Below are 26,606 nucleotides of genomic sequence, written 5' to 3'. Positions count from 1 at the left end.
ATTTCAGGCGGACGGGCCGGCGGTGCGCCCCGGGAAGGGGCCGGGGCGCACCACCGGCTCACTTCTCGACGCAGAACTCGCCGACCGGCCAGCCGACGTGGCGCTTGTCCGTGGCCACGTGGCCGAGGACCTTGTCGCCCTTCTTCAGCTCCGTCACGTTGAGGACCGCGGCGCCGGGGCCGAGGACCCGGACGTGCCAGTCGTCCTGCACGATCAGGTTGACCTCGACGCCCTCGGGGGAGGTGGCGTGGATGCTCAGCAGCGGGCGCGACTCGAGCTTGATGCGGCCCACCGTGATCCTGCGGGTGCGGCCGTCCGCGCCGACCGCGAGCACGGCGCTGCCCGCCTTCAGCTCGCTCAGGTAGTTGGTGCGGTTGTCCTGGCCGAAGGCGTACGAGTGCAGAGCACCGGCGTTGATGCGGAACGGGCGCGTCGGCATGTACGGCAGGGGGTGGGTCTCGCTGACACACAGGACGAACCCGTGCGCGTAGGACCCGATGAGCATGCCCTCGTCCTTCTCGAAGTGCGAGGTGGTGTCGATGCACACGCGGTCGCCCAGGCCGAGGTGCTCGATCCGGTCCACGGTCAGGGTCGTCAGGTCCAGGGCGGGGGTCTTCACACGCAGCGCCTCGACCAGCTGGAAGACGTCGTCCGCGGTGCGGGGTGCCATCAGCACGCCCTCGGAGCCCTTCTCCAGGACGTCGATGATGACCTTGGCCTCCTCGAGGTCGGCGGCCTGGCAGACGAGCTGTCCCGGAGCCCGGTCGGCCGCGGCGATGACGATCTCAAGGGGGATCTTGGTCGGGTCCTTGAACTCGACCAGGGTGTACGGCAGTGCGATCGCGGTGTCGCAGGCGAGCGTCAGGGTCGGGTCGTCGACCACGTTGACCCGGCCGGCGATGTGCTTCTCGCCCGCCTGGTGGCGGGAGCGCAACGCGGTCAGGCTCTCCTGCCCCGTGACGTCACGGAGCACGATCAGGTCGTCCAGGCCCTTGTCGGCGGGGACTTCGGCGCCGACGAGCACGCGCTTGACCGTGGCGGGCAGGGTGGCCAGGAGCTCGGCGTCGTCCGAGACGATGGCGTCGACGCGGGCGTGGACGGCGGCGTCGACGACGGCCGCACGCTGGTCGGGGGAGACGGAGCGGATGTCGATCCAGGCGAACTTCACGGGAATCCCTAATGGAGAGGAAGGAGGGGGAACGGGCGCGGCAAGGGCGCCACGGCGCGTCAGACCGCCGCGGACGCCCTGTCGTACAGGTCGGTCACGGTCAGCGGCACGTCCGCCGGCTCCGGCCCCGGACCGTGCACGATCGAGGCGAGCTCGCGGACGAGCGCCTCGGGGTCCGGGCTGCCGAACACCCGCCGTCCGACGGCGAGTCCGGCGCAGCCGGCGCCGACGGCGGACCGGGCGAACCGGGTCAGGCTCTCGCCCGCCGGAGCGCCACCCGCCACGAGCACCGGCACGGGGCAGCTGGCCACGACGTCCGCCATCGCGGTCATCGGCGCGGCCACCGAGGTCTTGACGAGGTCGGCGCCGAGGTCCGCGGCGATGTTGACCACGTGGGCCAGGAGCTCGGGGTCGTGCGAGTCGGAGATCCTGGGCCCGCGGGGGTAGATCATCGCGAGCAGGGGCATCTCCCAGCGGGCGCATTCGGCGGCGACCGCGCCGAGATCCGCCAGCTGGCGGGCTTCGGTGGGGGAGCCCACGTTGACGTGGACGCTCACCGCGTCGGCACCCAGCTGCACGGCCTCCCGCACGCTGCCGACGAGGACCTTCTCGTGCGCGTCGGCGGCGCGGGAGGTCCCCGCGCTCAGGTGCACGATCAGGGCGCACTGCCGCAGATGGCGCGGGTCGATGGTGCGGGCCCGCCCCTTGTGGACGATCAGCGCGTCGGCGCCACCCGCGACGAGCGCCCCCACGAGGCGGTCGAACTCATCGGCGGCGACGACCGGCCCGTCCGAGACGGAATGGTCCAGTGGCACGAACAGGTAGCGCCCGTCGGCCCGGCGGGAAAGCCGGCTCAGGCGTAGCTCCCTTCCGGTGAAAAGGGAATGTGACATGGAATGGCCGCCCTTTCTGGACGATGAATTCGAATCCGCGGAGCACCTGGGTCTGGTGCTCCCCATCGGTGTCACCGAAATTCGGCAGGATCGCTGCCGGTTGGTGCGGTGCAGCGGATGGCCAGGAATTTAGGCCGCCCTTCGGAAACGGGTCAAGGAGTTGCGCCCCCCACCTCCGTGCGGAGAAAAGGGCTGGCTGGACGTGGGTCACCGTCCGGTGTGCCCCACAGGTGCACCCTGAACGGGTACCCGAAAGGAGCTGGTGGCTTTCCTGTCGCAATGAAGGATGGAGGCCATGACTGACAGGAAGGCGGGCGGACCATGACGTCGGCCATCGAGGAACGAATACGTCAGGACCGGACGGAATTCCGTCGGGCCATGGGGCGGTTCTGCACCGGCGTCACCGTCGTCACGTGCGGATCGGGTCCGGACACCGAGGCGATGACGGCGAACTCGCTCACATCGGTTTCGCTCGATCCCTTGCTGCTCCTGGTGAGCGTACGGACGGGCGGCCGGCTGCACCGGCGCCTGTCCACGGGAGACGACTTCGCCGTGAGTGTCCTCGCCGAGGACCAGGGGCCGCTGGCCGCCCTGCTGGCCTCCGGCGACCGGCCCAGCGGCACCGCGGCCTGGAACCGGCTGGGCGCGTGGACCGGCGGCAACGGCGCTTCCCTGGCCGCGGGTTCCCTCGCCGCGTTCGAATGCGCCGTCGAGGCCGCGTACCCCGGCGGCGACCACACCCTGTTCCTGGGCCGGGTCACCGCGGTCCACGAGGGGCGGACCGCGCCGCCGCTGCTGTTCTGGGCCGGCGGTTACCCCCGGCTCGCCGATCAACCGTCAGCGTCTGCCCCGGGCAGAGCGCGCGAGGTGGGGAGCACCCATGTCTGAACCGTCCACCGCAGTACCGGTCCGCCTGCCGCGGCCGGGCACCTCCGACGATCCGGAGGTCGTGATCGTCGGCGCCGGGCCGGCCGGCCTGCTGCTCGGCCTCCTGCTGGGCCGCCGCGGCCACCGTGTGCTGCTCGTCGAACGACAGCCGCGGCCCGAGCCGGGCGGCCCCGGCAACGGCATCTGCCCGATCCTCCAGCCCGCCACCCTCGGTGTGCTGGACGAGCTCGGCCTCCTGCCCGCCCTGGCCGCGAACACCACTCCCGTCACCGGCGGCGAGGTGGCGGTCGGCGGCACGCCCGTGGCCGCCTACTCCTACGGCGAACTGCCGGGCGCCCCGGTCGGATTCGCCCTGCCCACCTCGATCCTCCGGCTGCGGGACGTCCTGACCGAAGCCGTCCTGGCCACGCCCGGAGTGGAGATCGTCCACGACGCCACGGTGCACGAGCTGCCCGCCCGCGACGACGCCGGACCGGGCGTCCGGGGCGTGCGGCTCGAGACCGCCGAGGGGGTCCGTACCCTCCGCCCCGCGCTCGTGGTCGGCAGCGACGGCAAGCGCTCGGCCGTCCGCGAGATGGCCGGAATCCCCGCGACGGTGCGCGAGTACCGCCGCGGCTACACCGAACTGCGGATGCCGCTGCCCGAATGGTGGGGGCCGGTGATGCGCGCCGCCTTCACCCCCGACGGCTACCTGCTGGGCACCCCCATCGCCGACAGCACCCTGCTGTTCGCCTGGATCACCGGCCCGGACACCGCTGCCGAGGCCGTCGACGGCCCGCTGCCCGCCCTCGCCGAACGGTTCGCCACGGGCATGCCGCACGCGGCGGACTGGATCCGCGAGCACACCACCCACCGCGACCAGATCCGCGAGTTCCTCCACCACATCGTGCGCCCGGAGCGCTGGGTCGACGGCAACGTGCTCCTGGTCGGTGACAGCGCCCACGGCGTCCACGTCTACGGAGGGCAGGGGCTCAACCTCTCCCTCCAGGACGCCGCCTGCCTCGCCACCGCGGCCGACGAGGCCCTGACGGCCGGTCACACCGGGGCGCTGCACGCCTTCGAGGCCGTGCGCCGGCCCTTCGTCGAAGGGTTCCAGGACATGCAGGAGGCCCACCTCGACGCCCTCGCCGCCCGGCCGGGCAGCGGGGACGGCGCGGGAGCGGGCCACCTGCCCGAGTTCGCGCCGCTCGCCCTAGGCCAGGCCGAACTGCGGGAGGCGCTCGCCCGGTCGGTGCCGGCGCAGGCCCCGGACGGGGTGCCGGCCTCGTGAGCACGGAGAACCTCACGCCCGGCCGGCGCCGCGCCTACCTGGACCGCATCGGGTACGACGGGCCGCTCACCGCGGACCTCGACGTGCTCCGGGCCCTGTGCCGGGCCCACGTCCGGGCCGTCCCGTTCGAACTGCTCGACGGGCCCGACGGGATCAGGCCGGGCATCGACGTGCCCAGCGTGTTCGACAAGGTCGTGCGGCGCCGCCAGGGCGGCGCCTGCATGGAGGTGAACCGCCTCTTCGCGGCTCTGCTGGCCGACCTCGGCCACGAGGTCACCACCCTGGCCTCACGGCCCTGGCTGCCGCAGGACCGTGCCTTCACCGACACCGGCGACCACATGGTGCTGCTCGTACGGCTGGACGGCACCGACTGGCTCGTCGACGTCGCCTACTCACAGCTGACCGCGGTCGAGCCGCTCGAACTCGACGGCACCGTACGCACCGAGAACGGCTGGGAGTTCCGCGTACTGCGTGAGGACGCCGAATACACCGTCCAGCGGCGCGGAGCCAGCGGCCGGTGGGCGCCGGTCCACCGCTTCACCCTGGAGCCGCGCGGTGACGAGCATTTCGACACCATCTGCGACCTCTATCTCGACCCGTCGAACGCCTCCCCCATCCCGCGCACGCTGATGTGTGCGCGGACGACCGAAGACGGCAAGGTCACGCTGGTCAACGACCTGCTGATCGAGACGCTCGCCGGGGGAGCCGAGCGCAGCGCCCGCGTGTCCACCCCCGAGGACGCCCACGCCGCCCTCGCACGCGTCTTCGACGGCCATCCCGCCCTCGCCGAGCGAGGCGCGCGCATCTGGCAACGGCTGGTGGGAGACCGGCCGGCCACCCCGACCCCCGAGGAGACCCCTGCATGACCAGGCCGCGTATCCGTTTCGGAGCCTTCATCTCGCCCCTGCACCCGCCCGGCGAGAACCCCACCCTGCAACTGTGGCGGGACCTGGAACTCGTCCAGTGGCTGGACGAGCTGGGTCTGGCGGAGGCGTGGATCGGCGAGCACCACTCGGGCGGCTGGGGCACCATATCCTCGCCCGAGGTCTTCCTGGCCGCCGCGGCCGAACGGACCCGACACATCCGGCTGGGTACGGGCGTGACCAGCCTGCCCTACCACCACCCCTTCCACGTGGCCTCGCGGATCGTCCAGCTCGACCACCAGACCCGCGGCCGGGTGCTGCTCGGCGTCGGTGCCGGTTCCGCGCCGGCCGACGCCCACATGCTCGGGATCGCCCCGGGTGAGCAGCGCCGGATGACCGCGGAGTCCCTGGAGGCCGTCCTCGGGCTCCTCGACGGCCGGGCCCCGGTGAACCGCACCACCGACTGGTTCACCCTCCGCGACGCCCGGCTGCAGCACCGCCCCTACAGCCCCGGGGGCATCGAGGTGGCGATCTCCAGCGCCGCCTCCCCGTACAGCATGCAGCTGGCCGGGCGGCACGGACTGAGCCCGCTGTCCTTCGCCTCCCCCCGGCCCGGGGGAACCCCGCCGGACCTGCGGCGCCAGTGGGCCTACGCCGAGGAGGCCGCGGCCGAGGCCGGGCGGACGGCGAACCGCGCCGACTGGCGGCTGGTGGTCAACGTCTACGTGGGAGCGTCCCGCGCCGAGGCCATGGAGGACCTGCGCGAGGGCGCCGCCCAGTGGATGCGCGGCTACTTCGGCGACATCGTGGGTCTGCCCGTCGACGCGCTCGGTATCGCACCGGGGCGTGAGATCGAGGCCCTGGTGGAGTCCGGTGCGGCGATCGTCGGTTCTCCCGACGAGGTGGCCGCGGGCATCGAGGAGCTGTACGAGTCCAGCGGGGGCTTCGGCACCCTGCTGGTCACGGGCGCGGACTGGGCCTCGCGGGAGAACACCAAGCGCAGCTTCGAACGGCTCGCGCGGTTCGTGGCGCCGCGGTTCGACGGCTCCCTGGAGGGCTTCGCCGAGTCGCGCGCATGGGTGCAGGCCAACCGCGGCGAGTTCGTGGCCCAGGCGATCGGCGCCTTCCAGAAGGCGTTCACCGACTCCGGGGTGGAGGCTCCCGCACTGCCGGTACCCATGCCGGCGGGTCCCACCCCACACTGACCCACCCCCTCCCCGGGGCCGTCCGCCGCACGACCAGCGCGGCGGACGGCCCCGCTGTGTTCCCGGACGGTTCCGCGCCCCGCCGCGCGGCGCCGCGCCCTCTTCTCGTGCCGTCCGTGCCGTGTTCCGCGTGCCGTCCGTGCCGTGTTCCGTCCGTGCCGTGTTCCGTCCCGACTTCCGTCCCGGAGGCTTCCATGACGTCCCCCGATCCCGCAGCCGCTCGCCCCGGCCGCCTCGACTCGCTCACCGGACTGCGCTGGTGGGCCGCACTCCTCGTGTTCGGTGAGCACGTGGCCGCCCTCAGACTCGGCACCAGGGTGGGCGAGGAGGACGAGCGCGGACCGGCCGACGATGTCCTGCACTTCCTCTTCGGCACCGGCACCATCGGCGTGAGCTGCTTCTTCATCCTCAGCGGCTTCGTGCTCGCATGGACCTACCGGCCGGAGACCGACACCCTCGGCCGGTTCTGGCAGCGCCGCTTCGCCAAGATCTACCCGGTCTACTTCGTCTCGACCGTGCTGGCGTTCGTGATGTTCGCGGGCATGGGACAGGTCCCGGGCGCCGGGAACGTGGCACTGCACCTCGTGCTCCTCCAGTCCTGGACCCCCGACCAGTCCGTGTACTTCGGGCTCAACCCGGTCACCTGGTCGCTCAGCTGCGAGGCGTTCTTCTACCTGATCCTGCCGTTCCTCTTCCTCGGGCTGCGGCGGCTCCGGCCGGCCGGCCTGTACGCGGTCGCCGCCGGCGCGGTGGTGCTCTCCTTCGTGCTGCCGTACACCGTCGGCGAACTGGTGCGGCTGCCGTACCCGGAGGAGGAGATCATCTCCACCGCTCCGGTCGGCGGCCCCTTCGCCTACTGGTTCACCTATGTCTTCCCGCTGTTCCGGGCGCTGGAGTTCGCAGCCGGTGCCGCGGTGGCCCTGCTGGTGCGCAGCGGCCGGTGGCGCGGTCCGCGCGTCCCCGCGGCGCTGGCGGTCTGCGCGGCCGGCTGGCTGGCCAACCTGGCGCTGCCGCCCCGGCTCCAGCACGAGGCGGGCACCTTCCTGCCCTTCGTGCTGCTGATCGCGGCCCTCGCCGTGGCCGACCTCGACGGCGGGTGGTCCCCGCTGCGCGGGCGCCGCATGCGCTTCCTCGGTGAGATCTCGTACTGCCTCTACGTGTTCCAGCTGCTGTTGCTCGCGGTCGTGGCGGGCGGACTGCGTCCGGCACTGGCCGCTGCCGGGCTGCTGGCCGACGCGGACGCGGCGTTGCCGACCTGGCTGGTGGGACCGGTGGTGCTGGCCTGCCTGCTGCTGTGCACCACGGCGGCCTGGGCGGCGTACCGCTGGATCGAGAAGCCGATGATGCGCAGGCTGCGCCCGCGCACCCCGGCGGCCCCGGAAGCCCCGGTCAGCGCCCGTACGCCCGCATGAACATTCCGATGCCGCGGTCCACGACCGCGTCGATCACGGCATCGTCCAGAGCCACCTGACCGAGCGCCGACTCCAGTTGTGCCTCGCCGACCAGCAGGGCGCGGAGTTGCCTGGCCGCGGCCTCCGGGTCCGGTACGGCCAGTACACCGGCCCGGTCGAGCAGGACGAGCTGCTCGGCGACGGACCGGAGGCCGGCGTCCTGGTCGACGCCCCGCAGGGCTGTCCTCAGGGACTGTTCCAGCGGGGCGTCGGCCAGGATCCGCCAGCGCAGCGAGGCCGTCTCCCCGGCCAGCATCAGGCGCACCCAGCGGCGCCCGAAGTCCCTGAACTGGGCGGGGAGGTCCGTGCCGTTGTGGGCGGCGATGGTCTCCCGGACCAGCGTGTCGAACTGCTGCGCGAGTGGGTCCATGGCGTTCGCGACCACCTCCGCGACCAGGGTGTCGCGGTCCCCGAAGTGGTTGTAGAGCGTCTGCTTCGCGACGTTCGCCTCCGCGGCGATCGCGTCCACGCTGCCGCGGACGAAGCCGTCCCGGATGAACACGGCTGCGGCCGCCTCGAGGATCTGGGCCCGGCGGTCCCGCCCGCCGTGTGTGCGGCGGGGTCGGGGCCGGCCCGTGCCGCTGTCTGTCGCCCGTGTTGCCACTGCTGTTCCCTCCGGTCGGATGCCGACTTGATTTCTGGACGCCTCAGTCTACTATTCAAATCTAGACGGTGCAGTCCAAGTTTCTGCACGCCGCACACGGAGGGGACCCCTGTCATGAACCGATCCACGCCTGCGCCCGCGACGGCGGAGCAGGACGCCCGCATCGACGGCCAGTTGTGGTGGCTGTGCGGTGTGCTGGTGCTGGGAGCCGTCACCACCCTGCTCGACGGGACGATCGTCAACGTCGCGATCGAGGCCCTGACCCAGGAGTTCGAGGCTCCGCTCGACACGATCCAGTGGTCCGTCACCGGATACCTGCTCGCGCTCTCGCTCGTCGTGCCGCTGTCCGGCTGGGCCATGGAACGTTTCGGGGCCAAGCGGGTCTGGCTCGCCGCCCAGCTCCTCTTCCTGCTCGGCTCGGTCCTCTCCGGCCTCGCCTGGTCCGTGGAGACCCTCGTCCTCTTCCGGGTGGTCCAGGGGCTCGGCGGTGGCATGGTGATGCCCATGGCCCAGGCCATGCTCGCCCGCGCCGCCGGCCCGGCCAGGCTGGGCCGCGTGATGGCCGTCGTCTCCGTACCCGCCATGCTCGCGCCCATCATCGGCCCGGTCATCGGCGGCGTCTTCGTCGACGAACTGAGCTGGCGCTGGATCTTCTTCGTGAACATCCCCATCGGCATCGCCGCCCTCGTGCTCGCCTGGGTCAAACTGCCCGCCGACCGGCCCTCCGCCGACAAGCGCCTGGACGTCCTCGGCCTCCTGCTGCTGTCCCCCGGACTCGCCCTGCTCCTCTACGGCATGGCCGAGAGCGGCACCCACGGCATCACCGACAGCGGAGCCCTGCCCTGGACCGTCGCCGGCCTGGTGCTGCTCGCCGGGTTCACCGCGCACTCCCTGCGCACCCGGCACACCCCGCTGGTCGACCTGCGGCTGCTGAAGGACCGTGCCTACGCCGCCGCCCTCGCCACCCAGTTCGCCGTGAACGCGGGCGTGTTCGGCGCCATGTTCCTGCTGCCGCTGTACTTCCAGCTCGACCGCGGAGCCGACGTCCTGGAGGCCGGCCTGATGCTCGCCCCCCAGGGCATCGGCTACATCATCGCCATGGCCGTCGTCGGCAAGGCCACCGACCGGATGGGCCCCGCCCTGCCGGTCCTGGCCGGCGTGCTCATCACCCTGGCCGCCACCCTGCCCTTCGCCCTGATCGACAGCCAGACGAGCGGAGCGCTCCTGGTGGTCGCCATGATCGGACGCGGCATCGGCGTGGGCGTGGCCACGCTGCCCAGCCTGGCGGCCGCCTACCGGTCGCTGGCTCCGGCCGCCATGCCGCGCGCTTCCAGCGCCATGAACATCTTCCAGAGGCTCGGCGGTTCGGTGGGAACCGCGGTCGTGGCCATCGTCCTGCAGAACGGCCTCACCGACGGCCGCAGCGCCGGCACGCCCGTCGTCGACGCGTTCGGCAGCTCCTTCTGGTGGGTGTTCGGCCTCACCGCGGCCACCCTGCTGCCCGCGCTGTTCCTGCCGCGCACCGTGCCCGTGACGGCGGCTCCCGCAGCGGGGGACCGGGCGCAGGCGCCCGCCAACGCCTGAGAACCCCGGCCGTGGGGGGGGGGGGGGGGGGCCCCCCCCCCGGGGGGGGGGGCGGCCCCCCCCCCGGGCCCGGGGGGGGGGGCGCCCCCCACCCCCGGCCCCCCCCGGCGGGGCGGGGTCCGCGCCGGCCCCCGGGGGGGGGGCGCGCCCGCCCCCGCCCACGGCCGGGGCCGGAAGCGCACACACCGCCGGCGGGCAGCCGCCGGCGGTGTGTGCGCTTCCGGCCGGGACGGGGCCCGGCCGGAAGCCTCACGGCAGCAGAACCACCTTGCCGAACAGCTCGCCCGCGTCCATCGCGGCCAGCCCGGCACGGGCCTGCGCCAGCGGGAGCGTCCGGTCCACCACCGGACGCACCCCGGTCCGTACGCAGAACGCCGCCAGCCGGGCCAACTGGCCGGCCGTCCCCATCGTCGACCCCACCACCGAGAGCTGATTGGCGAAGACACGGCCCAGGTCCGCCGGGGGCATGCCCCCCGTCGTGGCCCCCGACAGCACCAGCCGCCCCCCGGGCCGCAGGGCCTTCAGCGACCGGTCGTACGTCGCCTCCCCGACGGTGTCGAGGACGGCATCGACCCGGTGCGGCAAGCGTTCCCCGGGCGCGAGCACCAGCTCGGCACCCAGCTCCGCCAGCCTCCGCCGCTTGTCCGCGGAGCGGCTGACCGCCCACACCCGGTACCCGGCCGCCTGCCCCAGCGAGACCGCTGCCGTGCCGACCCCACCGCCCGCGCCCTGCACCAGGACCACCGCACCCGGTTCGGCCCCCGACTTCTCGAACAGCATCCGGTACGCGGTCAGCCATGCTCCGGGCAGGCACGCCGCGTGCTCGAAGCTCAGCTCCGCCGGCTTGGGCACCAGACACCGGCGGGGCACCGACACCTGCTCGGCGAGGGTCCCCGGATGGTGCACCGACAGGAACCGGACCGCCGGGTCGAGGGTCTCGTCGCCCCCGCCGGCCAGCGGGTCACCGATCACGGGGTAGACGATCACCTCCCGCCCGTCCTCGTCGACGCCCGCCGCGTCACTGCCGAGCACCACCGGCAGCTGCCCGGGCAGCACGGCCACCCCGCGCAGCGTCCACAGGTCATGGTGGTTCAGGGCGGCGGCCCGCACCTCCACCCGCACCCAGCCCGGCCGCGGCTCCGGCTCGGGCCAGGCGCCGGTGCGCAGCCCGGCCAGCGGGTCTCCGGGCACGCTCCGCTCGGCCACGACGGCGTACACCCGCGCTCACCCCGCCCGCAGGCACAGGGTGCCCCAGATGAAGCCGGCCCCGATGCCCGACACGACCACCAGTTCCCCGGGCGCGATCCGGCCGCGCTCCACCGCCTGGTGCAGCACGGTGAACACGGTTGCCGCGCCGGTGTTGCCGTACCGGTCCACGGTGATCTGCGCGCGGTCGCGGTCCACCCCGAGGCTGTCCATCGCCTCGTTCACGATGTTCAGGTTGGCCTGGTGCAGCATGTAGTGATCGACGTCCCGGGGCGCGAGCCCGACCTGGTCCAGCGTGGCCAGGATGCTCTGCGGCAGCCGCTTCGTGGCCTCCGTCCACACGGTCCGGCCGTCCATCTTCAGGTACTGGCCGCGGGCGGCGACGGTCTCGGCCGAGGTGGGCAGGCTGGCCCCGCCCGCCGGGATCTCCACCGCGTACGACAGGGCGGCGTCCAGGTCCCAGGCGAGCAGCCCGAACCCGGGCTCCGTACGGCTCATGACGACCGCGCCGGCCGCGTCGCCGAAGAAGACACGGGTGGAACGGTCCTCGGGGTCCGTCACCCGCGACAGGCACTCCGCACCGATCACCAGCACGTTGCGGATCCGGTCGTTCTGCAGCAGGTGGGCGGCGGTCAGCATGCCGTACACCCCACCCGCGCAGGCGGCCTGGCTCAGGTCGAGGGGGAACGCCCGGCCGGCCCCGAGGGCCTCCTTGACGATCAGCGCGGTGGACGGCAGCGGCTGGTCGTAGGTGAACGTCGCCACGATCACCGCGTCGAGGTCCGCCGCCGTACGGCCGCTGTTCTCCAGGGCCTGCCGCGCGGCCGCCACACACATGTCGGAGGTGGTGCGTCCCTCCTCCAGCCAGCGTCGCTCCCCGATCCCGGTGCGGCTGCGGATCCACGCGTCGGTGGTGTCCAGGGTCTCCACCAGATCGGCGTTGGTGACGACCCGTGAGGGCACATGGGAGCCGGTGCCGACGATTCCCACCGGGATCCGCAGACCTCCTTGGGAACGGGTGGCGGTATCCACGGCAGTCGCAACGGTCATGGGCATGTCTGCTCTCTTCCCGGGATGAAAGGACCGCCGGTACGCGGCGGTTCCTCGGTCCGCGGCACTGTAGGCAGCGGCCCCGAGTCTGAAACAGGCGCAAAAGTCCAGGCAGGCAGGTGAATTCACCCCGGACATCCGTCGCGCACACCTGCCCTGCCCGTTCGGGCAGGGCAGCCACGGGCCCTTCCGTGGATGGCGATGGGCCACCCGGAACGTGCCTTCCGGAACAACCGGACCCGCGGAAAGACTCGACGCCATGGAACCCATCGCATATGACAGGCCCCGCGGCGTCGGAATCCGGGCGATCGGCGGCCGACTGCCCGAGCGCGTGGTCACCAACGCGGAGCTGGAGCAGCGGCTCGACACGACCGACGCCTGGATCAGCGAGTTCATCGGAGTGAAGACCCGCCGCTGGTCCGCCCCCGACGAGTGGTCCTCCGACCTCGGCGCCGCCGCCCTGCTCGACGCCTGCGAGCGGGCCGGGGTCAGCCCCCACTCGGTCGACCTCGTCATCTGCGGCACCTACACCCCCGACAACCTCATCCCCGCCACCGCCGTGGCGATCATGGGCAAGGCAGGCATCCGTGACGTGCCCGGATTCGACGTCAACACGGGAGGCTGCCCCGGCGGCACCTGGGCCCTGGACGTCGGCGCCAAGTACGTCGCCTCCGGTGCCTACCGCCGCGTGGCCGTCGTCCTCGCCGACGTCAGCACCAAGACTTTCGACCCCGAGGACCGCACCGTCGGCGTGATCTTCGGCGACGGCGCGGCCTGCTACCTCCTCGAACCCGTCGCGCCGGGCAAGGGAGTGTCCTCCGCGCTGCTGCGCAGCGACCCGACGACCTACACCACCGCATACGTCAAGCGGGAGAAGCGCACCTGGGACGACGGCAGCCCCAAGCAGTCCGCCTTCGGGGACAACTTCGCCCACATGCACGGGCGCGGGGTCCGGGACTTCGCCCTCGAACGCATCCCCGGTTTCGTCGCGGAACTCGCCAAGACGAACGGCATCACCGTCGACGACATCGACCTCATCGTCTTCCACCAGGCCAACTACCACCTGATCCACCTGCTGATGGAGAAGCTCGGCCTGCCCGCGGACCGGACGATGACCAACGTGCAGAAGTACGGCAACACCTCCGGCGCGGGCGTGCCGCTCGTCCTCCGCGAGGCCATGGACACCGGCCGTCTGGAAAGCGGCGACAACGTGGTCATCGTCTCCTTCGGAGCCGGCATGAGCCACGGCGGCACCCTGATCCGCTGGACCGGCGCCGACGACTTCGGCCTCGCCCCGTGACGGCCGGCATCCGGCCCGGAGCGCCGCGGCCACCGGTCCCGGACGGCCCCGTCGCCATCGTCGGTGCCGGCACCATGGGCGCCGGACTGGCCCAGATCGCCGCCTCCGCCGGCCGCCGGGTGGTGCTCCACAGCCGCACCGGCACCCGCCTCGACCAGGCCCGTACCGGCATCGAGGACTCCTTGCGCCGCCTCGCCCGCCGCGCGGCGGCCGACGGGACGAAGGCCCCCGACCCGGCCGTCGTACTCGGCCGCATCCACACCACCACCCGCCTCGAGGACTGCGCGGGCGCCGCCGTGGTCATCGAATCGATCGCCGAGGACCGCACCGCCAAGCAGGAACTGTTCGCCCGCCTCGACCGGCTCTGCGCGGACGCCGCCTTCCTCGCCAGCAACACCTCCGGCATTCCCATCGGGGACATCGCCGCGGCCACCGCACGCCCCGAACGGGTCGTCGGCACCCACTTCTTCTCGCCCGTACCGGTCATGCGGCTGTGCGAGATCGTGCGCGGCCCCCGGACCGGCGACGACACCGTGGCAGCCGCCCGCACCTTCGCCGCCGAGATCGGCAAGGAGAGCGTGCTCGTCGAACGGGACACCCCGGGCTTCATCACCACCCGGCTGCTCACGGTGCTGATCCTCGAGGCCGTCCGCATGGTCGAGGAAGGCACCTGCACGGCAGCCGACCTCGACCGTGCCTGCCGGCTCGGTTTCGGCCACCCGATGGGACCCCTCGCATCCGTCGACCTCAGCGGTCTCGACGTGTTCCAGGACGTCGCGGCCGCCCTCCACCGGGCCACTGCCAACCCGGTCTTCCGGGCACCGGCGCTGCTCGCGGAACTCGTCGCCGCCGGACACCACGGCCGCAAGACGGGACGGGGCTTCCACGACTACACGGCCACGACAGGAGCACCATGACCCAGGATCCCCCCGAGGACTTCAGCCGCATCGAGGTCAGCCGGGTGAACGGCGTCACCCGGCTGCACCTCACCCGCCCGGAACGGCGCAACGCCATCGACCTGCCCCTGGCCCGGGAACTCCTGCGCGCCGTCCATCTGGAACGCACCGCCACCAGTGGCTGCGTCCTGCTCACCGGAGCCGGCGACCACTTCTGCGTCGGCGGCGACCTCACCTCCTTCGGGCAGGCCGCGGACCTGCCCGGGCACCTGATGCAGGTCACCGGATACCTGCACGCCGCCCTGAGCAGGCTCGCCGCCATGCCGGCCCCGCTGGTCGTCGCGGCCCAGGGCCACGTGGCGGGCGCCGGCCTGGGACTGGCATGCCTCGCCGACGTCCTGCTCACCGACGAGAACGCCACCTACCGCTCGGCCTACGGAGCGATCGGGCTGACCCCCGACGCCTCCACCAGCCACTTCCTGCCCCGGCTCGTGGGACTGCGGCGCGCGCAGGACATGACGCTGCTCGGCCGGGTCATCGGCGCCGAGGAGGCCCTGTCCTGGGGCCTGTCCACCGAGACCGTACCCGCCGGCAGCCTGCACGAGCGGGCCGTCGAGGTCGCCGAGAAACTCGCGGCCGGTCCCACCACCGCCTTCGGGCAGACCAAACGGCTGCTGCGGTCCTCCTTCGCCCGTACCCTCGCCGACCACCTGGAGGACGAGTCGCACACGCTCAGCGCCTCCGCCGCCACTGCCGACGCACGCGAAGGGATCGCCGCGTTCGCAGCCCGCCGCACCCCACGGTTCGGTACCGCCGGGCCTGCGGCGCACGCCTGGACCGGAGGCCGCCCGTGACCGCCCCCGCCGTACGCTTCGAACGCCGCGGAAGCATCGCCGTCCTCACCCTCGACCGCCCCGCGGCCCGCAACGCCGTGAACTCCGCCGTGGCTGCCGCACTCGGGGCCGCTCTCACCCGGCTCGATGAGGACGACGACCTCCACGTGGGCGTGATCACCGGCGCCGGGCCGGTGTTCTGCGCCGGAGCCGACCTCAAGGCACTCGCCGCCGGAGAGCCCGTGCACGACCCGGCCCACGAGGAGTGGGGCTTCGCCGGCATCGCCCACCACCCGGTGCGCAAGCCGCTGATCGCCGCCGTCGAGGGCGCCGCGCTGGGCGGCGGCACCGAGATCGCCCTCGCCTGCGACCTGGTCGTGGCAGCCGAGGACGCCCGGTTCGGACTGCCCGAGGTCACCCGGGGGCTGCTGGCCGGCGCCGGCGGACTCGTCCGGCTGCCCCGCCTGGTGCCCCCGCGGGCAGCCATGGAGGCCGCGCTCACCGGGGAGCCGTTCAGCGCGGCCACCGCCCGTGAGTGGCACCTCGTCAACCGGCTGGCCCCCAACGGCCGGGCGCTCGACACCGCCCTGGAGCTCGCCACCCGGATCGCCGCCAACGCCCCCCTGTCGGTACGGGCCGCCACCGCCATGGTGCGCGCCGCTGCCGAGGGGACCGCGGCGGACCGGCTCTGGCGGCTGAACGCCGAGCACTGCGCCCGGCTGCTGTCGAGCCGGGACGCCGCGGAGGGCATGGCCGCGTTCGCCGGGCGCCGCGCCCCGGTCTGGCACGGACGCTGAAGGAGCGGGCATGGACATCCAGGACAACGTGGTACTGGTCACCGGAGGAACCTCCGGCCTCGGGCTCGCCGCGGCCCGCAGGCTCGCCTCCGACGGGGCGCTGGTGGTCTTCCTGGGCCGCCCGTCCGAGCGGGCCGAGAAGGCCGCCGCCGACCTCGGCAGCCGGGGCGTCTTCGTCCCCGGCGACGTCACCCGCACCGAGGACCTGGCGCGGGCCGTCGACACCGCCGCCTCGCTCGGCCGGCTCGGAGCGCTGGTCAGCTGCGCCGGCATCGCGGTGCCCGGACGCACCCTGGGCCGGCAGGGCCCGTTGCCGCTCGAGCAGTTCGAGGAGGTGGTCCGGGTCAACCTGCTGGGCACCTTCGACGCGGTCCGCCTCGCGGCCGGCGCGATGGCGGCCAACGATCCGGTGGACGGCGACCGCGGTGTGATCGTGTGCACCTCGTCCATCGCCGCGTACGAGGGGCAGGAGGGGCAGACCGCGTACGCCGCGTCCAAGGCGGCGGTCGCCGGGATGACCCTTCCGCTGGCCCGTGACCTGGCCCGGCACGGCATCCGTGTGGTCACCGTGGCTCCGGGCCTCTTCGACACTCCGATGGTCGCCGGTCTCGCCGACGAGGCCCGCGCCTCGCTCACCGCGCAGACCCCGCACCCCGTACGCCTCGGCCGCGGCGAGGAGTTCGCCTCGCTGGTCGCCCACGTGATCGAGAATCCCATGCTCAACGGCGAGGTCATCCGGCTCGACGGGGCGGTGCGCCTTGGCCCGATCTGAGACCGCCCGATCTGAGACCGCGGCCCGATCTGAGACCGCGGCCCGGTCCGGGACCGCGGCCCGGTCCGGCGCCGGGGCCCGGGTGTGGCTCGCCCGTACCGGCCGCGGCGCGGCGGAGGAAGCCGCCCTGCTCGGACTGCTGTCCGCCGCCGAGCGCGCCCGCCACGGGGCACTGCCCGGCCCGCTCCGCTCCCCGTACCTGACCGCCCACGCGCTGTTGCGCCTGGGCGTGGGCCGGATGCTGGGGCAGCCTCCGGAACGGGTGACCCTCGGCCGGGACGCCGTCGGCCGTCCCCTGGCCGTGGACGCGCCGTGGCTGCGCCTGAGTCTCTCGCACACCCGTGGTGCGGTCGCCGCCGGCTGCTCCGCCACAGGTCCGCTGGGCCTCGACATCGAGTGCGTACGGCCGCTGAGGATGCCCCGCGAGCTCGCCGAGCGGGTGCTCGATCCGGCTGATCTGGAACGCTGGGCCGCCCTGCCGGGCCGGGCCGGCGGCCGTGCCCTCCTGGCGCGTTGGACGTGCAAGGAAGCGGTGCTCAAGGCACTGGGCACCGGTCTGGCCGGAGGCGTCGGCCGGGTGGTCGCCGACCCGGCGGACCCACACCGCTGGACCGCGCCGGCCGGCCCGGCCCGGGCAGGGGGCCCGTCGGCCCGGCGCGCGCACTGGCGGACCCTGCCGCTCGCGGCCGGCCCCCGGCACGTGGCGGCGCTGGCCGTGCCCGACCGGGACCGGTCAGACCAGTCCTTCCTGCAGGGCGAGGGCGACGGCCAGGGTGCGGTTGGGCGAGTTGAGCTTGGCCAGCAGGTTGGTGACGTGCCGTTTCACCCCGTGCTCGGAGATGGCGAGCCGTCGGGCGATCTGCTTGTTGCTCAGGCCCTGGGCCAGCAGCGACAGGACCTGCTGTTCCCGGGGGGTGAGGGAGATCTTGCGCGGTGAACCGGACGGGCTCGTCCCGCGGACCCGGACCATCAGCGAGCGGGCCAGTCCCGCGGGCAGCGGCATCTCGCCGCGCTCCAGCCGGGTGACGGCTTCGTGGAGGTTGGCCGACGTCAGTTCGGACTGCATCAGGAAGCCGTGCGAGGCCAGCATCACCTCCTCGTCGATGGATTCCAGGCGCAGGTTCTCCAGCAGGAGCAGCACCCGCGCCCCGCTCGAGTCGGCCTCTTTGACCAGCGGGGGCGCGAGCGCGCCGCTGCCGTGGCAGACCACGATGCCGGGCCGGTGCTCGGCGAGCAGCTCCCGGGCCGCGACCGGACCGCTGCACGCCCAGACCGCTCCGACACCGGACACGGTGCGCAGCAGCGAGACGACTCCGCAGCGGACCAGTTCGCTCTCCAGGACCACCAGCACCGAGGTCTTCGGGCCGGCGTCGGGCGGGGTCTGCTGCGCCTGGGACAGGCTTGTCTCGGTCATGGTCACACCCGGCCGCGGAGCAGGGACCAGGTCAGCTCGGCGACGCGGTCGACGCCCATGGCACCGCCGCCGGGGACCGCCTCCACGGAGTCGAACTCACCCCGGGACCAGCGGCCGATGACGGCCAGGACCCCTCCGCTGAGGAAGTGGGCGCGCATCAGCAGGGCGGTCTCGTCCGGCGTCCCCGGACCGGCCTCGTCGAGCAGCTGCTCGAACCAGGCCTGGGCGAGCAGCCGTTCCAGCCGGGCGGCGAAGCGGGGGCTGCCCTCCTCGCCGAGCATCCGGCGGTACACCGCACGGTGCTGGTCGACATGGCCGAAGAGGTTCACCAGGTGGACCGGGGCCGCGTCGGAGAGCGGTTGTCCGTCCGTGGTCAGCCGGCAGGCCCGTGCTGCCTCGACGACCGCCTCCATGGTGCTCTCGGTGGCATCGAGCAGCAGGTCCTCGCGGTCCTTGTAGTGCAGGTAGACGGTGGCCCGGTTCACCTCGGCGCGCTCGGCGATGTCGCTCATGGTGATGCTGTCCAGGTCCTTCTCCGTGGAGAGTTCGAGGACGGCGGCACGCAGGAGCGCTCTGGTCCGCCGCGCGCGGGGGTCGCGCGAGGCGCCACGGGTGTTCGGGATGTTCGGCATGGCCCCACCGTTCCACAACACGCGCCGCAAAAGCAACACACGTCAGTTAAGCGACAGATGTCGTACAGTCGGCGAAGAGCGCCGCCCGCCGGCAGCCGACCGTGAGCAACGTCCGTCCCGGAACCCCTCCTGATCCTTCTCCCGACCTTTCCCCCGACCGAAAATCACGAAAGAAGACGCACGCTATGCCCGAGGCCTACATCGTCGACGCGGTACGCACGCCCGTCGGCCGCCGCAACGGAGCCCTGGCCGGGGTCCACTCCGCCGACCTCGGCGCCCACGTCCTGGGCGCCCTCATGGACCGCACCGGCATCGACCCGGCGGCCGTGGACGACGTCGTCTTCGGCTGTCTGGACCAGATCGGCTCGCAGTCCGGCGACATAGCCCGCACCAGCTGGCTGGCTGCCGGGCTCCCCGAATCCGTGCCCGGCGTCACCATCGACCGCCAGTGCGGCTCCTCGCAGCAGGCGGTGCACTTCGCCGCGCACGCCGTGATGAGCGGTCTCGCCGGCCTCGTCGTCGCCGGCGGGGTCCAGAACATGTCGCAGATCCCGCTCACCGCGGCCGCCATCGTCGGCGGTCAGTTCGGGCACCCCGACCCGTACTCCGGCTCCCGCGGCTGGCGCAAGCGCTACGGCGACCAGACCGTCAGCCAGTTCCACGCGGCCGAGCTCATGGCCCGCCACTGGGACATCAGCCGTACCGAGATGGAGGAGTTCGCCCTCGCCAGTCACCGGCGTGCCGCTCTCGCCGTCGACGCCGGCTGGTTCGAGCGCGAGATCGCCCCCTACGACGACGGAGAGCACGCCCTCGCCGTGGACCAGGGGCCCCGCCGCGACACCACCCTGGAGTCGATGGCCGGACTGAAGACCCTGGACCCGGAGGGCAGGATCACGGCGGCCACCGCCTCCCAGATCTCGGACGGTGCGGCGGCCCTGCTCATCGCCTCCGAGCAGGCCGTCCGCGAGCACGGCCTCGTACCGCGTGCCCGTATCCACCGCATGACCGTGCTCGGCGACGACCCCATCATGATGCTCAGCGCTCCCATCCCGGCCACCCGCAAGGCACTCGCCGACGCCGCCCTCACCGAGTCCGACATCGACGCCGTCGAGATCAACGAGGCCTTCGCGCCGGTCGTGCTCGCCTGGCAGCGCGAGATCGCGATCGACCCCGCACGGGTCAACCCCGTGGGGGGCGCCATCGCCCTCGGACACCCCCTCGGCGCCACCGGAGCCCGCCTGATGACGACGATGCTGCACCACCTGGAACGGACCGGTGGCCGGTACGGCCTCCAGACCATGTGCGAGGGCGGGGGGCAGGCCAACGTCACCATCATCGAACGCCTCTGACGAGGCGACGGGGGTCCGGAACGCTTCCGCTCCGGACCCCCGCACCACCTCCCGGCGTCAGCTGCTCTTCCCGTAGGACGGCACCATGGCCCCGGCGACCCGCAGGTGCGGAGCGGCCTCGTCCGCGAGCCCCTGCCGCTCCAGCGTCCGGCCCAGCATCAGACGCGCGTACGCGTCGTCCGGCGCGTCCGCCACCAGCGCCTCCAGCAGCGCCCGGGCCCGGTTCAGCTGGGCCGAGTGGAAGTACGCGCGTGCCGTGAGCAGCCGCACGTTCGGGTCCCCTCCGTGCGCCTCGGCCAGCGGGCGCACCAACGTCAGACAGCCCAGCGGATCGCCCTTGTCCAGCAACGCCTCCGCCTGCCGGAACCGTTCGACCTCCGCCGGCAGCTCGCGCGCCCCGGCCCCCGCCGCCCCGGCCAGGAACTCTGCGATCGCTCCCGGCGCCTGCGCCCCGACCAGGGCCTGCCCCGCCACGACCAGGGTGGGGGACGTGGTCACCCCGATGGCCTTCCCGCGCAGCAGCATCTCGCGAACCGCCTGCTCGGCGCCGCCCTCGCTCAGCAGCCGGCCCCCGTCCGCGAAGCCGGTGGCGGCCGCCACTTCCTCCAGCGTCGCCGCCAGGCTGATGTCGCGTCCCTCGACGAAGTGCGCGCGCAACACGCCCTCCGCCACCGCGTCCTGCAGCACCGCGCCACCCGCGTCGTACGCCAGGGAGATCAGCCGGTGCGCGTCATGACTGGACGCCCGCCAGCGGGCACCCCATCCCGGCCCGAGCCCCTCGGCCGCCGCGATCTCCGAGACCCGCAACCGGTTCTCCGCCGCGCTGAGCCCCGGTGCGCACTGCTGCAACGCCGCGTCCACCAAGGGGTCCTGCAGCACCTCGGCCAGCGGCTGCGCCTCGGCCGGAGCCATGGGATCGATCCGGAAGGGCCGCCACACCACCTCGGCCTCCCCGCCGTCCCACTCGCGCAGCGCGGCTTCCACCCGCCGCTTGCCGATGTACGCCCAGGCGCAGACCACGTCTGCATACAACTCGATTCGGATCATGCCGCCAAGTTAATCGACAGATGTCGAGTACTCAACACGTGTCGAAAATGGCATGCCGATGGGGGCCTCGATCTCGTCGTGGGCAAGCTGCCACGCCACCACGCCACCACGCCACCACGCCACCACGCCACCACGCCACCACGGCCGGCCGGTCGAACTGCGGGCTCACGTCCGTACCCCCGGCCGGGGCGACCGGCGTACAACCATCCGCATGGCTGGTGGGTCTCCCTGCTGAGCATCGAGCCGCACCTCGGGCAACGAAGCCTGCAGGGATGGGCCGCCGGCCCTTCAAGGTCATCGTCTCGACCAGTCCAGCACGCGGGGGAACAGAAGGATGAGATTCACCACGAGCAGCACGGCACCCTGGCCGCCCCAGGGCACGCAACCGCGCGACGGACGCCCGGCGGACCGTCCCGGCCGGCACGCGCGGCACGCCCGGCCCGCCGGGGCCGCCGGGCCCGCCGGGGCCGAGGCCCGGGAGCACCGCTGGGACATCGACGTACTGCGGATCGTGTGCTCGGTGGCGGTCATCGCCATCCACACCGCCGGCTATCTGCTGACCGCTGTGAAGCACGACCCGGACCGCGGCCTGGCCTCCTACTGGCTGGGCACCGGCCTGGACGGGCTGACCCGCTTCGCCGTTCCGCTGTTCTTCGCGATGGCTGGCTGGGCCGTGCTGGTCGGATCGCCACCCCGCTCCGGCACCGTGCTGCGCAAGCGGCTGGTCCGCGTGTTCGTGCCGATGGTCGTCTGGACCGTGTTCTACCTGGTGTGGGCCGCGTACGTGGACGACCCCCCGGGCATCGCCGGCCTCACCCGGGACGCCCTGTTCGGGTCGATCCGCCCGGCGTACCACCTCTGGTACCTCTACTCCTACATTCCGCTGATCCTGCTGCTCGGGCTGGTCGCGCTGCTCCGCTCGTCCGCCCGCCCGTGGGGTGCGGCGATCGCGGTCCTGCTGCTGGGCGCGGCCCCGTACGCGCTCGGCGACCTGTCCACCGCCACCGGCTGGCACTTCCCCGCCTGGAAGTGGCAGTTCGCGGCCTACCAGGCCGGATACGCGGTGATCGGCGCGCTCCTGCTGAGCATCCCGCGGCTGCGCGGGCGGCTCTGGTGGGTGGCGGCCGTCGTCCTGCTGACGCCCGCGGTGGCCGTTTATCAGGACCAGGTGAAGTTCCCGGTGCCCTACGGCTCGCTGCTGGTCGCCGCGCTGTCGGTGGCGGTCCTGATGTCCCTGCTCCGCATCCGGGTCCCCGAGCGGCTCCGTCCGTGGGTCAGCAAGCTGTCCGCCGCCTCCTTCGGCGCCTACCTGGTGCACCTGGTGATCCTGCGGCCGGTGTCCGACCAGCTGCTGTCCGCCGGACACGGTTGGGCCGCGGCGATCGGCGCCACCCTCGCCTGCGTCCTGATCACCTCCGTGGTGGCCTTCGGGCTCACCATGCTCTGGCAGAAGGCCAAGCTGGAACGCCTGCTGGGCTGAAGCCGCCTACGCGTACGCGAGGCCCGGATTCACTCCTGCGGGGGACACGAAACAGGGGTCGGCACCCATCGGTGCCGACCCCCGGGAAACCGGTCCGGCGGCGCCCGCCGCACCCTGGGCGTGGGTCCTGGACGACCGCACCCCCGGATCAACGGTTCCGGAGCGATCCACCCACCTCGAAGATCATTTCGTTAGGAGTTCCCGAGCCCGCCGAAGAGCCTGTGAGCACCCGGCATCACCGCACGAGTCCGATGGCCTCAATCTCGATCATCCACTCAGGGTCGGCGAGTGAGGAAACCTCTACGAACGACTCGGCGAGGTGCGGCTTGTCCGGGAAGTGTTCCGCGCGCAACCTGGCAAAGACGTCCTGCTGCGTGATGTCCGTGACGAACACGGTCGCCTTGACCACGTCGGCGAGGCTGGAGCCCCCGTTGGTGAGGACCGTCGACAGATTCGCGAGCGCCTGACGGGCTTGCGTCTCGAAGTCCCCGGCGCCGACCGTGGCGCCCTGGGCGTCGATCGGCGCCTGCCCTGAGGTGAAGAGCAAGTTCCCGACCCGGACGCCGAGCGAGATGCCGGCCGACTCGTACCAGTCGGGTTCCGCGGAGACGCGCACGCGCTCGGCGGCAGGCTGTGTATCGGACATATTGCTGACACTCCCCCAAAGCTGTACACATACGGAGCCAGGCAGCTGTGATCACCCGGCTTGACCGACAGCCGCGAGATCCTGAGATTCATTCCCGAGGGCTCGCAAGACCGCCTCGGCACGGCTCGGTGACAGCCGCCCACCCAAGTAGCCGATCACCGGCTTTCGGCTCCTGCGTTCACGGGTCGTCGCGATCGTGTCGTCCACCGGCGGCGCGGAACCCGGCCGGTGGGCCGGTCCATGAAGGCCGGCCTGTTCAGGCCGTGCCGGACCAGGATCGGTGCACGGTCGAGGCGGCGCCTGGACGCAGGCAGGTGCGGCAGCGCCACCGTCCCCCTTGGCTCCGTGGACGCGGGTCAGCCCGTCGCCGGGGGCTCGGCAGGCCGGAACATCTCGCTCGCCATCGCCCGGAAGGCCTCGTCGGGATCCCGCCCCTCCAGCGGCCCGTCCAGGTTGCGGGAGAGCAGCAGCGTCGCGAAGCCGTGGGCCAGCGACCAGGCCGCCACGAAGCCGATGGCAGGGTCGTTGCCGTGGCCCTCCACCGCCGTGCGGAGCCGGCTCCGCGTCCGCTCACGCGCCGCGAGGAGCTCCGGGTCGTCCGGGCGCAGGAGTTCCGGGCGGAACATGATCTGGAAGTGCGCCGGGTGGCTGGTGGCGAAGTGTACGTACCGGGCGCCCAGGTCACGCAGGTCCTCCGCCTCGGCGAGGGCGGTGAGCAGGAGGTCGTGGCCTTCGGCCGCGATGGCGGTGAGCAGGCCCGCGCGGTCCTTGAAATGGTGCGCGGGTGCGGCGTGAGAGACACCTGCGCGGCGGGCCAGGTCGCGCAGGGACAGCGCCGTCGGCCCTTCGGTGGCGATGACGTCGAGGGCCGCGGTCAGCAGGGCCCGTCGCAGGTCCCCGTGATGGTAGGCGCGTTCGGTGGTCATGATCAGCAGGCTACACCCAATCTAGACGTTGACAAGTTCACCTGTGGAACGCAATCTTGTCGGAGTCAAGATGCGCGGGTCACGGAAAGAGGGATCGGCATGACCATCGACAACGGACGCGTCCGGCAGATGTGGCACCTCCTGGAGCCCCTGCACGCCGTCCTGTATTACGCTCCCGAGGTCTTCGAAGAGGTCAAGGCGCTCGGTTACGACACCAGCGAGCGCTGGCCGAGCTACTTCGCCTTGCGGGCGGCGCCGCTCGGGGCGCCAGGCGCCCGTCAGGTGGCCTCCGCGTTCTACAGCTTCAGCCCGCGCATGGTCGCCGAGCACATCCCCGCAGCGTGGGACGTCGCCGCACCGGAGGAAGTTGTCGCTGCCCGGACTCGCGGCGTCGACCGGGCGTACCGCGCGCTGATCGGTGAGCGGACGGACGGTCCCGATCTCGTGGAGGCAGCCGCGCTCGCCCGCCGGGCGGCGGAAGCCGCGCCCACCGAGGGCCGCCCGCTCGCCGCCGCCAATGCCGAGCTGCCCTGGCCGCAGGAGCCGCACCTGGTGCTGTGGCAGGCCGCGATGATCCTGCGCGAGCACCGTGGCGACGGCCATCTCGCCGCCCTCCTGACCGCAGGCCTCGACCCCGTGGAGGCACTGGTGTCCTTCGCCGCGATCGGCGCCGCGCCGACCGAGGTCTTCGCGAGCCGCGGCTGGACCGAGCACGAGTGGGCAGCCGCCCACGAACGGCTCACCGCGCGGGGACTGCTGGACACTGACGGGACGGCGACCGAATCGGGCCGAGCCCTGCGGGCCGAAGTCGAGCGCCGCACCGACGAACTGGCTGCCGCCCCCTGGCAGGCGCTCGGCGCCGAGGAGACCGCGCGGCTCGCCGAGCTCCTCGGCCCGCTCTGGCTGGAAGTCCTCGGCTCGGGAATACTGCCCCGCGAGACCACACTCGGCATCGGGAAGGTCTGACGTCTCCTGCCGCGCAGCCCCCAGGCGCTGATCAGCGTCGAGGTATTGCGGACCTGGGGGCCTGCGTGTCCGTCGGCCTGCCTGTATGCCGTGATCGTGCCCTCCACGATGCCGCGCTCTTCCAGCTGTGCGCGAGCACCATGACCCCGCGGTTGCGCTTCTTGTCCGCGTCCGTGAGCGGCCGCGCCTTCGACGTCGTTTCTCTTCGCTGAGGTTCGCGCCGACAGACCGGACGGGTGTCAGCGCGGTGTGGGAGTCTCCGGGACATGAGTTACGACCTTGCTGTCTGGGAAGGCGAGAGGCCGACGGACAACAAGACCGCAGGCCGGGTCTTCAGCGACCTGTACGACCGCTACATCGACCGCGAGGTGGAAGAGCCTCCGTCCGAACGCATAGCGGCATACGTGGCCGCGCTGCTTGAACGGTGGTGCGACATCACCGAGGACGACGAGGACACCTCGCCCTGGTCCGCCGGTCCGTTGATCAGCGAGGCCGGCGGCCCGCTGATCTACTTCGCCATGAGGTGGAGCATGGCCGAGGAGGCGTCGGCTTACGCGGCGGCCGTCGCGGAGTCCATGGGGCTGGTCTGTTTCGACGTGCAACAGGACCGGCTCAGGCCGTGAGCAGGGCCGCCAGACGGCGGTAGCCGATCGAGGAACCTTTGCGGACACGCCCCAGCGGTGGGGCCCGCGCCCGGCGCGCCGGCGGCCGGTCCGGTCCGGACCGGTCAGCGCTCGAAGACGACCCCCCGCCAGGTCCAGCCCGCCCCGAGGACCGCGGCCCTCAGGGGGTCCTTCATGTCGGAGGTGTCGAACCGGAAAACCTCGGTGGCGTCGAGGCCGCCTCCGGCATCCCGCTCAACCGACCGGCGCCAGGAGACCGTCTTGACCTGTCCGCGTGAGGCTTCGGCCGACACGGCCAGCCTGGGGATGCCCCCGACCCACGAGACCTCGAACTGCCGGTCGAGGGCGCGCACCTCGTGGGTCGCGGGGACCAGACGCATCCTGATCTGAACGACCCGGCTCACCTGGGTCCGGACGAAGAAGGTGTGCCAGGCGGGATCCGAGATGCGCCACTCCGCCACCAGGTCGGCACCCTCCGGGCCGCCGCCGCGTACGACGTACGGCACGTCCGGGCCGTTGAGAGCGAGCAGTGCGGCCTGGACCTCCTCCGCGGACCGCTGTGCCGTACCGCGGTCGGGGTGCTTGGTTCCGGTCAGTCTGTCGAAGAGGCCCATCGGGCCAACCTACGCAGCTTCAGGCCCCGGTCACAACACTTCCCGGGCCGGTGAGGGAGCCGGCCCCGAGCGGAGCGGTCCCGCCCGGCCCAGGGAGACCGCCCGGACGGGATCTGACCGGACGGATCT

The 26,606-nt window shown here is 72.7% G+C and carries 26 protein-coding genes and 1 pseudogene; 16 read left to right on the top strand and 11 right to left on the bottom strand.

From position 1 onward, the window contains the following. Positions 1 to 58: 58 nt before the first annotated feature. Both ACGFQ9_RS35435 and ACGFQ9_RS35430 read right to left on the bottom strand, forming a co-directional pair. On the bottom strand, positions 59 to 1,168 hold the full coding sequence (locus ACGFQ9_RS35435; RefSeq protein ID WP_393579705.1) for a 3-dehydroquinate synthase II family protein: 1,110 nt from the start codon (positions 1,166 to 1,168) through the stop codon (positions 59 to 61). 59 nt (positions 1,169 to 1,227) lie between these two features. Continuing rightward, positions 1,228 to 2,061 carry a 2-amino-3,7-dideoxy-D-threo-hept-6-ulosonate synthase gene (locus ACGFQ9_RS35430; protein WP_393579703.1) on the bottom strand — a complete coding sequence of 278 codons (834 nt, stop codon included), beginning with the start codon at positions 2,059 to 2,061 and terminating at the stop codon, positions 1,228 to 1,230. A 321-nt stretch (positions 2,062 to 2,382) separates the two neighbouring features. Between ACGFQ9_RS35430 and ACGFQ9_RS35425 the strand changes: the two genes are divergently transcribed. The 5 genes from ACGFQ9_RS35425 (at position 2,383) to ACGFQ9_RS35405 (ending at position 7,699) form a co-directional block, all read left to right on the top strand. Then, on the top strand, positions 2,383 to 2,949 hold the full coding sequence (locus tag ACGFQ9_RS35425; protein WP_393579702.1) for a flavin reductase family protein: 567 nt from the start codon (positions 2,383 to 2,385) through the stop codon (positions 2,947 to 2,949). Next, positions 2,942 to 4,219, top strand: coding sequence for an FAD-dependent oxidoreductase (locus tag ACGFQ9_RS35420; protein ID WP_393579701.1), 1,278 nt, complete (start codon positions 2,942 to 2,944; stop codon positions 4,217 to 4,219). The genes ACGFQ9_RS35425 and ACGFQ9_RS35420 overlap by 8 nt, the downstream gene beginning before the upstream one ends. Continuing rightward, positions 4,216 to 5,085 carry an arylamine N-acetyltransferase gene (locus ACGFQ9_RS35415; protein ID WP_393579699.1) on the top strand — a complete coding sequence of 290 codons (870 nt, stop codon included), beginning with the start codon at positions 4,216 to 4,218 and terminating at the stop codon, positions 5,083 to 5,085. Before ACGFQ9_RS35420 ends, ACGFQ9_RS35415 begins: the two co-directional genes overlap by 4 nt. Next, positions 5,082 to 6,287, top strand: coding sequence for an LLM class flavin-dependent oxidoreductase (locus ACGFQ9_RS35410; RefSeq protein WP_393579697.1), 1,206 nt, complete (start codon positions 5,082 to 5,084; stop codon positions 6,285 to 6,287). The genes ACGFQ9_RS35415 and ACGFQ9_RS35410 overlap by 4 nt, the downstream gene beginning before the upstream one ends. A gap of 194 nt (positions 6,288 to 6,481) precedes the next feature. Next, the gene (locus ACGFQ9_RS35405; protein ID WP_393579695.1) at positions 6,482 to 7,699 is read left to right on the top strand and encodes an acyltransferase family protein; all 1,218 of its coding nucleotides are present in this window, start codon (positions 6,482 to 6,484) and stop codon (positions 7,697 to 7,699) included. Here the strand turns inward: ACGFQ9_RS35405 and ACGFQ9_RS35400 are convergent. Continuing rightward, positions 7,677 to 8,342 (bottom strand): TetR/AcrR family transcriptional regulator, encoded by a 666-nt coding sequence (locus ACGFQ9_RS35400; protein WP_393579694.1) that lies wholly within the window; start codon positions 8,340 to 8,342, stop codon positions 7,677 to 7,679. The genes ACGFQ9_RS35405 and ACGFQ9_RS35400 overlap by 23 nt on opposite strands. A 114-nt stretch (positions 8,343 to 8,456) precedes the next feature. Here ACGFQ9_RS35400 and ACGFQ9_RS35395 point away from each other — a divergent pair, with 114 nt between their 5' ends. Next, the gene (locus tag ACGFQ9_RS35395) at positions 8,457 to 9,926 is read left to right on the top strand and encodes an MDR family MFS transporter (RefSeq protein ID WP_393579693.1); all 1,470 of its coding nucleotides are present in this window, start codon (positions 8,457 to 8,459) and stop codon (positions 9,924 to 9,926) included. Between the two features lie 249 nt (positions 9,927 to 10,175). Here ACGFQ9_RS35395 and ACGFQ9_RS35390 read toward each other — a convergent pair whose 3' ends face one another. Then, on the bottom strand, positions 10,176 to 11,144 hold the full coding sequence (locus tag ACGFQ9_RS35390) for a zinc-binding dehydrogenase (protein WP_393579692.1): 969 nt from the start codon (positions 11,142 to 11,144) through the stop codon (positions 10,176 to 10,178). Positions 11,145 to 11,150: 6 nt separating this feature from the next. Then, positions 11,151 to 12,182 carry a 3-oxoacyl-ACP synthase III family protein gene (locus ACGFQ9_RS35385; protein WP_393579691.1) on the bottom strand — a complete coding sequence of 344 codons (1,032 nt, stop codon included), beginning with the start codon at positions 12,180 to 12,182 and terminating at the stop codon, positions 11,151 to 11,153. A 259-nt stretch (positions 12,183 to 12,441) separates the two neighbouring features. Between ACGFQ9_RS35385 and ACGFQ9_RS35380 the strand changes: the two genes are divergently transcribed. The 6 genes and pseudogenes from ACGFQ9_RS35380 to ACGFQ9_RS35355 all read left to right on the top strand — a co-directional run. Further along, the gene (locus ACGFQ9_RS35380) at positions 12,442 to 13,482 is read left to right on the top strand and encodes a 3-oxoacyl-ACP synthase III family protein (RefSeq protein ID WP_393579689.1); all 1,041 of its coding nucleotides are present in this window, start codon (positions 12,442 to 12,444) and stop codon (positions 13,480 to 13,482) included. Next, positions 13,479 to 14,399 carry a 3-hydroxyacyl-CoA dehydrogenase family protein gene (locus tag ACGFQ9_RS35375; RefSeq protein ID WP_393579688.1) on the top strand — a complete coding sequence of 307 codons (921 nt, stop codon included), beginning with the start codon at positions 13,479 to 13,481 and terminating at the stop codon, positions 14,397 to 14,399. The genes ACGFQ9_RS35380 and ACGFQ9_RS35375 overlap by 4 nt, the downstream gene beginning before the upstream one ends. Next, positions 14,396 to 15,232: an enoyl-CoA hydratase/isomerase family protein gene (locus ACGFQ9_RS35370; protein ID WP_393579687.1), complete on the top strand. Its 837-nt coding sequence runs from the start codon at positions 14,396 to 14,398 to the stop codon at positions 15,230 to 15,232. Before ACGFQ9_RS35375 ends, ACGFQ9_RS35370 begins: the two co-directional genes overlap by 4 nt. Further along, entirely contained in the window at positions 15,229 to 16,008 is a 780-nt protein-coding gene (locus tag ACGFQ9_RS35365) for a crotonase/enoyl-CoA hydratase family protein (protein ID WP_393579686.1), read from the top strand. Before ACGFQ9_RS35370 ends, ACGFQ9_RS35365 begins: the two co-directional genes overlap by 4 nt. A gap of 10 nt (positions 16,009 to 16,018) precedes the next feature. Beyond that, positions 16,019 to 16,780 carry an SDR family NAD(P)-dependent oxidoreductase gene (locus tag ACGFQ9_RS35360; protein ID WP_393579685.1) on the top strand — a complete coding sequence of 254 codons (762 nt, stop codon included), beginning with the start codon at positions 16,019 to 16,021 and terminating at the stop codon, positions 16,778 to 16,780. Between the two features lie 238 nt (positions 16,781 to 17,018). Further along, positions 17,019 to 17,336, top strand: a pseudogene (locus ACGFQ9_RS35355) (4'-phosphopantetheinyl transferase family protein); the annotation flags it as partial. A 177-nt stretch (positions 17,337 to 17,513) separates the two neighbouring features. On the opposite strand, the gene ACGFQ9_RS35350 reads toward ACGFQ9_RS35355, so the two are convergent. After that, the gene (locus tag ACGFQ9_RS35350) at positions 17,514 to 18,194 is read right to left on the bottom strand and encodes a response regulator transcription factor (protein ID WP_393579683.1); all 681 of its coding nucleotides are present in this window, start codon (positions 18,192 to 18,194) and stop codon (positions 17,514 to 17,516) included. 2 nt (positions 18,195 to 18,196) lie between these two features. Then, positions 18,197 to 18,826, bottom strand: a complete 630-nt coding sequence (locus ACGFQ9_RS35345; protein WP_393579682.1) for a TetR/AcrR family transcriptional regulator — start codon at positions 18,824 to 18,826, stop codon at positions 18,197 to 18,199. A gap of 185 nt (positions 18,827 to 19,011) precedes the next feature. Between ACGFQ9_RS35345 and ACGFQ9_RS35340 the strand changes: the two genes are divergently transcribed. Next, positions 19,012 to 20,175: an acetyl-CoA C-acetyltransferase gene (locus ACGFQ9_RS35340; protein WP_393579680.1), complete on the top strand. Its 1,164-nt coding sequence runs from the start codon at positions 19,012 to 19,014 to the stop codon at positions 20,173 to 20,175. Between the two features lie 57 nt (positions 20,176 to 20,232). Here ACGFQ9_RS35340 and ACGFQ9_RS35335 read toward each other — a convergent pair whose 3' ends face one another. Beyond that, positions 20,233 to 21,222 carry a DsbA family protein gene (locus tag ACGFQ9_RS35335; RefSeq protein ID WP_393579678.1) on the bottom strand — a complete coding sequence of 330 codons (990 nt, stop codon included), beginning with the start codon at positions 21,220 to 21,222 and terminating at the stop codon, positions 20,233 to 20,235. A 334-nt stretch (positions 21,223 to 21,556) separates the two neighbouring features. Here ACGFQ9_RS35335 and ACGFQ9_RS35330 point away from each other — a divergent pair, with 334 nt between their 5' ends. Continuing rightward, a complete protein-coding gene (locus ACGFQ9_RS35330) occupies positions 21,557 to 22,702 on the top strand; it encodes an acyltransferase (RefSeq protein ID WP_393579676.1) in 1,146 nt (381 codons plus the stop codon). Positions 22,703 to 22,937: 235 nt separating this feature from the next. On the opposite strand, the gene ACGFQ9_RS35325 is transcribed toward ACGFQ9_RS35330, so the two are convergent. Then, positions 22,938 to 23,348: a RidA family protein gene (locus ACGFQ9_RS35325; RefSeq protein WP_393579674.1), complete on the bottom strand. Its 411-nt coding sequence runs from the start codon at positions 23,346 to 23,348 to the stop codon at positions 22,938 to 22,940. A 356-nt stretch (positions 23,349 to 23,704) separates the two neighbouring features. Beyond that, the gene (locus ACGFQ9_RS35320) at positions 23,705 to 24,274 is read right to left on the bottom strand and encodes a TetR/AcrR family transcriptional regulator (protein WP_393579672.1); all 570 of its coding nucleotides are present in this window, start codon (positions 24,272 to 24,274) and stop codon (positions 23,705 to 23,707) included. Positions 24,275 to 24,373: 99 nt separating this feature from the next. Here ACGFQ9_RS35320 and ACGFQ9_RS35315 point away from each other — a divergent pair, with 99 nt between their 5' ends. Together ACGFQ9_RS35315 and ACGFQ9_RS35310 are read left to right on the top strand one after the other, a co-directional pair. Then, the gene (locus ACGFQ9_RS35315; protein ID WP_393579671.1) at positions 24,374 to 25,240 is read left to right on the top strand and encodes a hypothetical protein; all 867 of its coding nucleotides are present in this window, start codon (positions 24,374 to 24,376) and stop codon (positions 25,238 to 25,240) included. Between the two features lie 266 nt (positions 25,241 to 25,506). Continuing rightward, entirely contained in the window at positions 25,507 to 25,863 is a 357-nt protein-coding gene (locus ACGFQ9_RS35310; RefSeq protein WP_393579669.1) for a hypothetical protein, read from the top strand. A gap of 104 nt (positions 25,864 to 25,967) precedes the next feature. On the opposite strand, the gene ACGFQ9_RS35305 is transcribed toward ACGFQ9_RS35310, so the two are convergent. Continuing rightward, on the bottom strand, positions 25,968 to 26,477 hold the full coding sequence (locus ACGFQ9_RS35305; protein ID WP_393579668.1) for a hypothetical protein: 510 nt from the start codon (positions 26,475 to 26,477) through the stop codon (positions 25,968 to 25,970). Positions 26,478 to 26,606: the final 129 nt, after the last annotated feature.

It is taken from the genome of Streptomyces sp. NPDC048603 (assembly GCF_043199475.1).
Lineage (GTDB): Bacteria > Actinomycetota > Actinomycetes > Streptomycetales > Streptomycetaceae > Streptomyces.
This window is presented reverse-complemented; position numbering and strand designations above follow the sequence as displayed.

Excerpts from the sequence above, each read along its gene's own strand:
- ACGFQ9_RS35430 (WP_393579703.1), bottom strand. The coding sequence starts at position 2,061 with ATGTCACATTCCCTTTTCACCGGAAGGGAGCTACGCCTGAGCCGGCTT.
- ACGFQ9_RS35410 (WP_393579697.1), top strand. The coding sequence starts at position 5,082 with ATGACCAGGCCGCGTATCCGTTTCGGAGCCTTCATCTCGCCCCTGCAC.
- ACGFQ9_RS35425 (WP_393579702.1), top strand. The coding sequence starts at position 2,383 with ATGACGTCGGCCATCGAGGAACGAATACGTCAGGACCGGACGGAATTC.
- ACGFQ9_RS35310 (WP_393579669.1), top strand. The coding sequence starts at position 25,507 with ATGAGTTACGACCTTGCTGTCTGGGAAGGCGAGAGGCCGACGGACAAC.
- ACGFQ9_RS35315 (WP_393579671.1), top strand. The coding sequence starts at position 24,374 with ATGACCATCGACAACGGACGCGTCCGGCAGATGTGGCACCTCCTGGAG.
- ACGFQ9_RS35340 (WP_393579680.1), top strand. The coding sequence starts at position 19,012 with ATGCCCGAGGCCTACATCGTCGACGCGGTACGCACGCCCGTCGGCCGC.
- ACGFQ9_RS35330 (WP_393579676.1), top strand. The coding sequence starts at position 21,557 with ATGAGATTCACCACGAGCAGCACGGCACCCTGGCCGCCCCAGGGCACG.
- ACGFQ9_RS35350 (WP_393579683.1), bottom strand. The coding sequence starts at position 18,194 with ATGACCGAGACAAGCCTGTCCCAGGCGCAGCAGACCCCGCCCGACGCC.
- ACGFQ9_RS35325 (WP_393579674.1), bottom strand. The coding sequence starts at position 23,348 with ATGTCCGATACACAGCCTGCCGCCGAGCGCGTGCGCGTCTCCGCGGAA.
- ACGFQ9_RS35335 (WP_393579678.1), bottom strand. The coding sequence starts at position 21,222 with ATGATCCGAATCGAGTTGTATGCAGACGTGGTCTGCGCCTGGGCGTAC.
- ACGFQ9_RS35370 (WP_393579687.1), top strand. The coding sequence starts at position 14,396 with ATGACCCAGGATCCCCCCGAGGACTTCAGCCGCATCGAGGTCAGCCGG.
- ACGFQ9_RS35385 (WP_393579691.1), bottom strand. The coding sequence starts at position 12,182 with ATGACCGTTGCGACTGCCGTGGATACCGCCACCCGTTCCCAAGGAGGT.
- ACGFQ9_RS35305 (WP_393579668.1), bottom strand. The coding sequence starts at position 26,477 with ATGGGCCTCTTCGACAGACTGACCGGAACCAAGCACCCCGACCGCGGT.
- ACGFQ9_RS35380 (WP_393579689.1), top strand. The coding sequence starts at position 12,442 with ATGGAACCCATCGCATATGACAGGCCCCGCGGCGTCGGAATCCGGGCG.
- ACGFQ9_RS35360 (WP_393579685.1), top strand. The coding sequence starts at position 16,019 with ATGGACATCCAGGACAACGTGGTACTGGTCACCGGAGGAACCTCCGGC.
- ACGFQ9_RS35345 (WP_393579682.1), bottom strand. The coding sequence starts at position 18,826 with ATGCCGAACATCCCGAACACCCGTGGCGCCTCGCGCGACCCCCGCGCG.
- ACGFQ9_RS35395 (WP_393579693.1), top strand. The coding sequence starts at position 8,457 with ATGAACCGATCCACGCCTGCGCCCGCGACGGCGGAGCAGGACGCCCGC.
- ACGFQ9_RS35420 (WP_393579701.1), top strand. The coding sequence starts at position 2,942 with ATGTCTGAACCGTCCACCGCAGTACCGGTCCGCCTGCCGCGGCCGGGC.
- ACGFQ9_RS35405 (WP_393579695.1), top strand. The coding sequence starts at position 6,482 with ATGACGTCCCCCGATCCCGCAGCCGCTCGCCCCGGCCGCCTCGACTCG.
- ACGFQ9_RS35320 (WP_393579672.1), bottom strand. The coding sequence starts at position 24,274 with ATGACCACCGAACGCGCCTACCATCACGGGGACCTGCGACGGGCCCTG.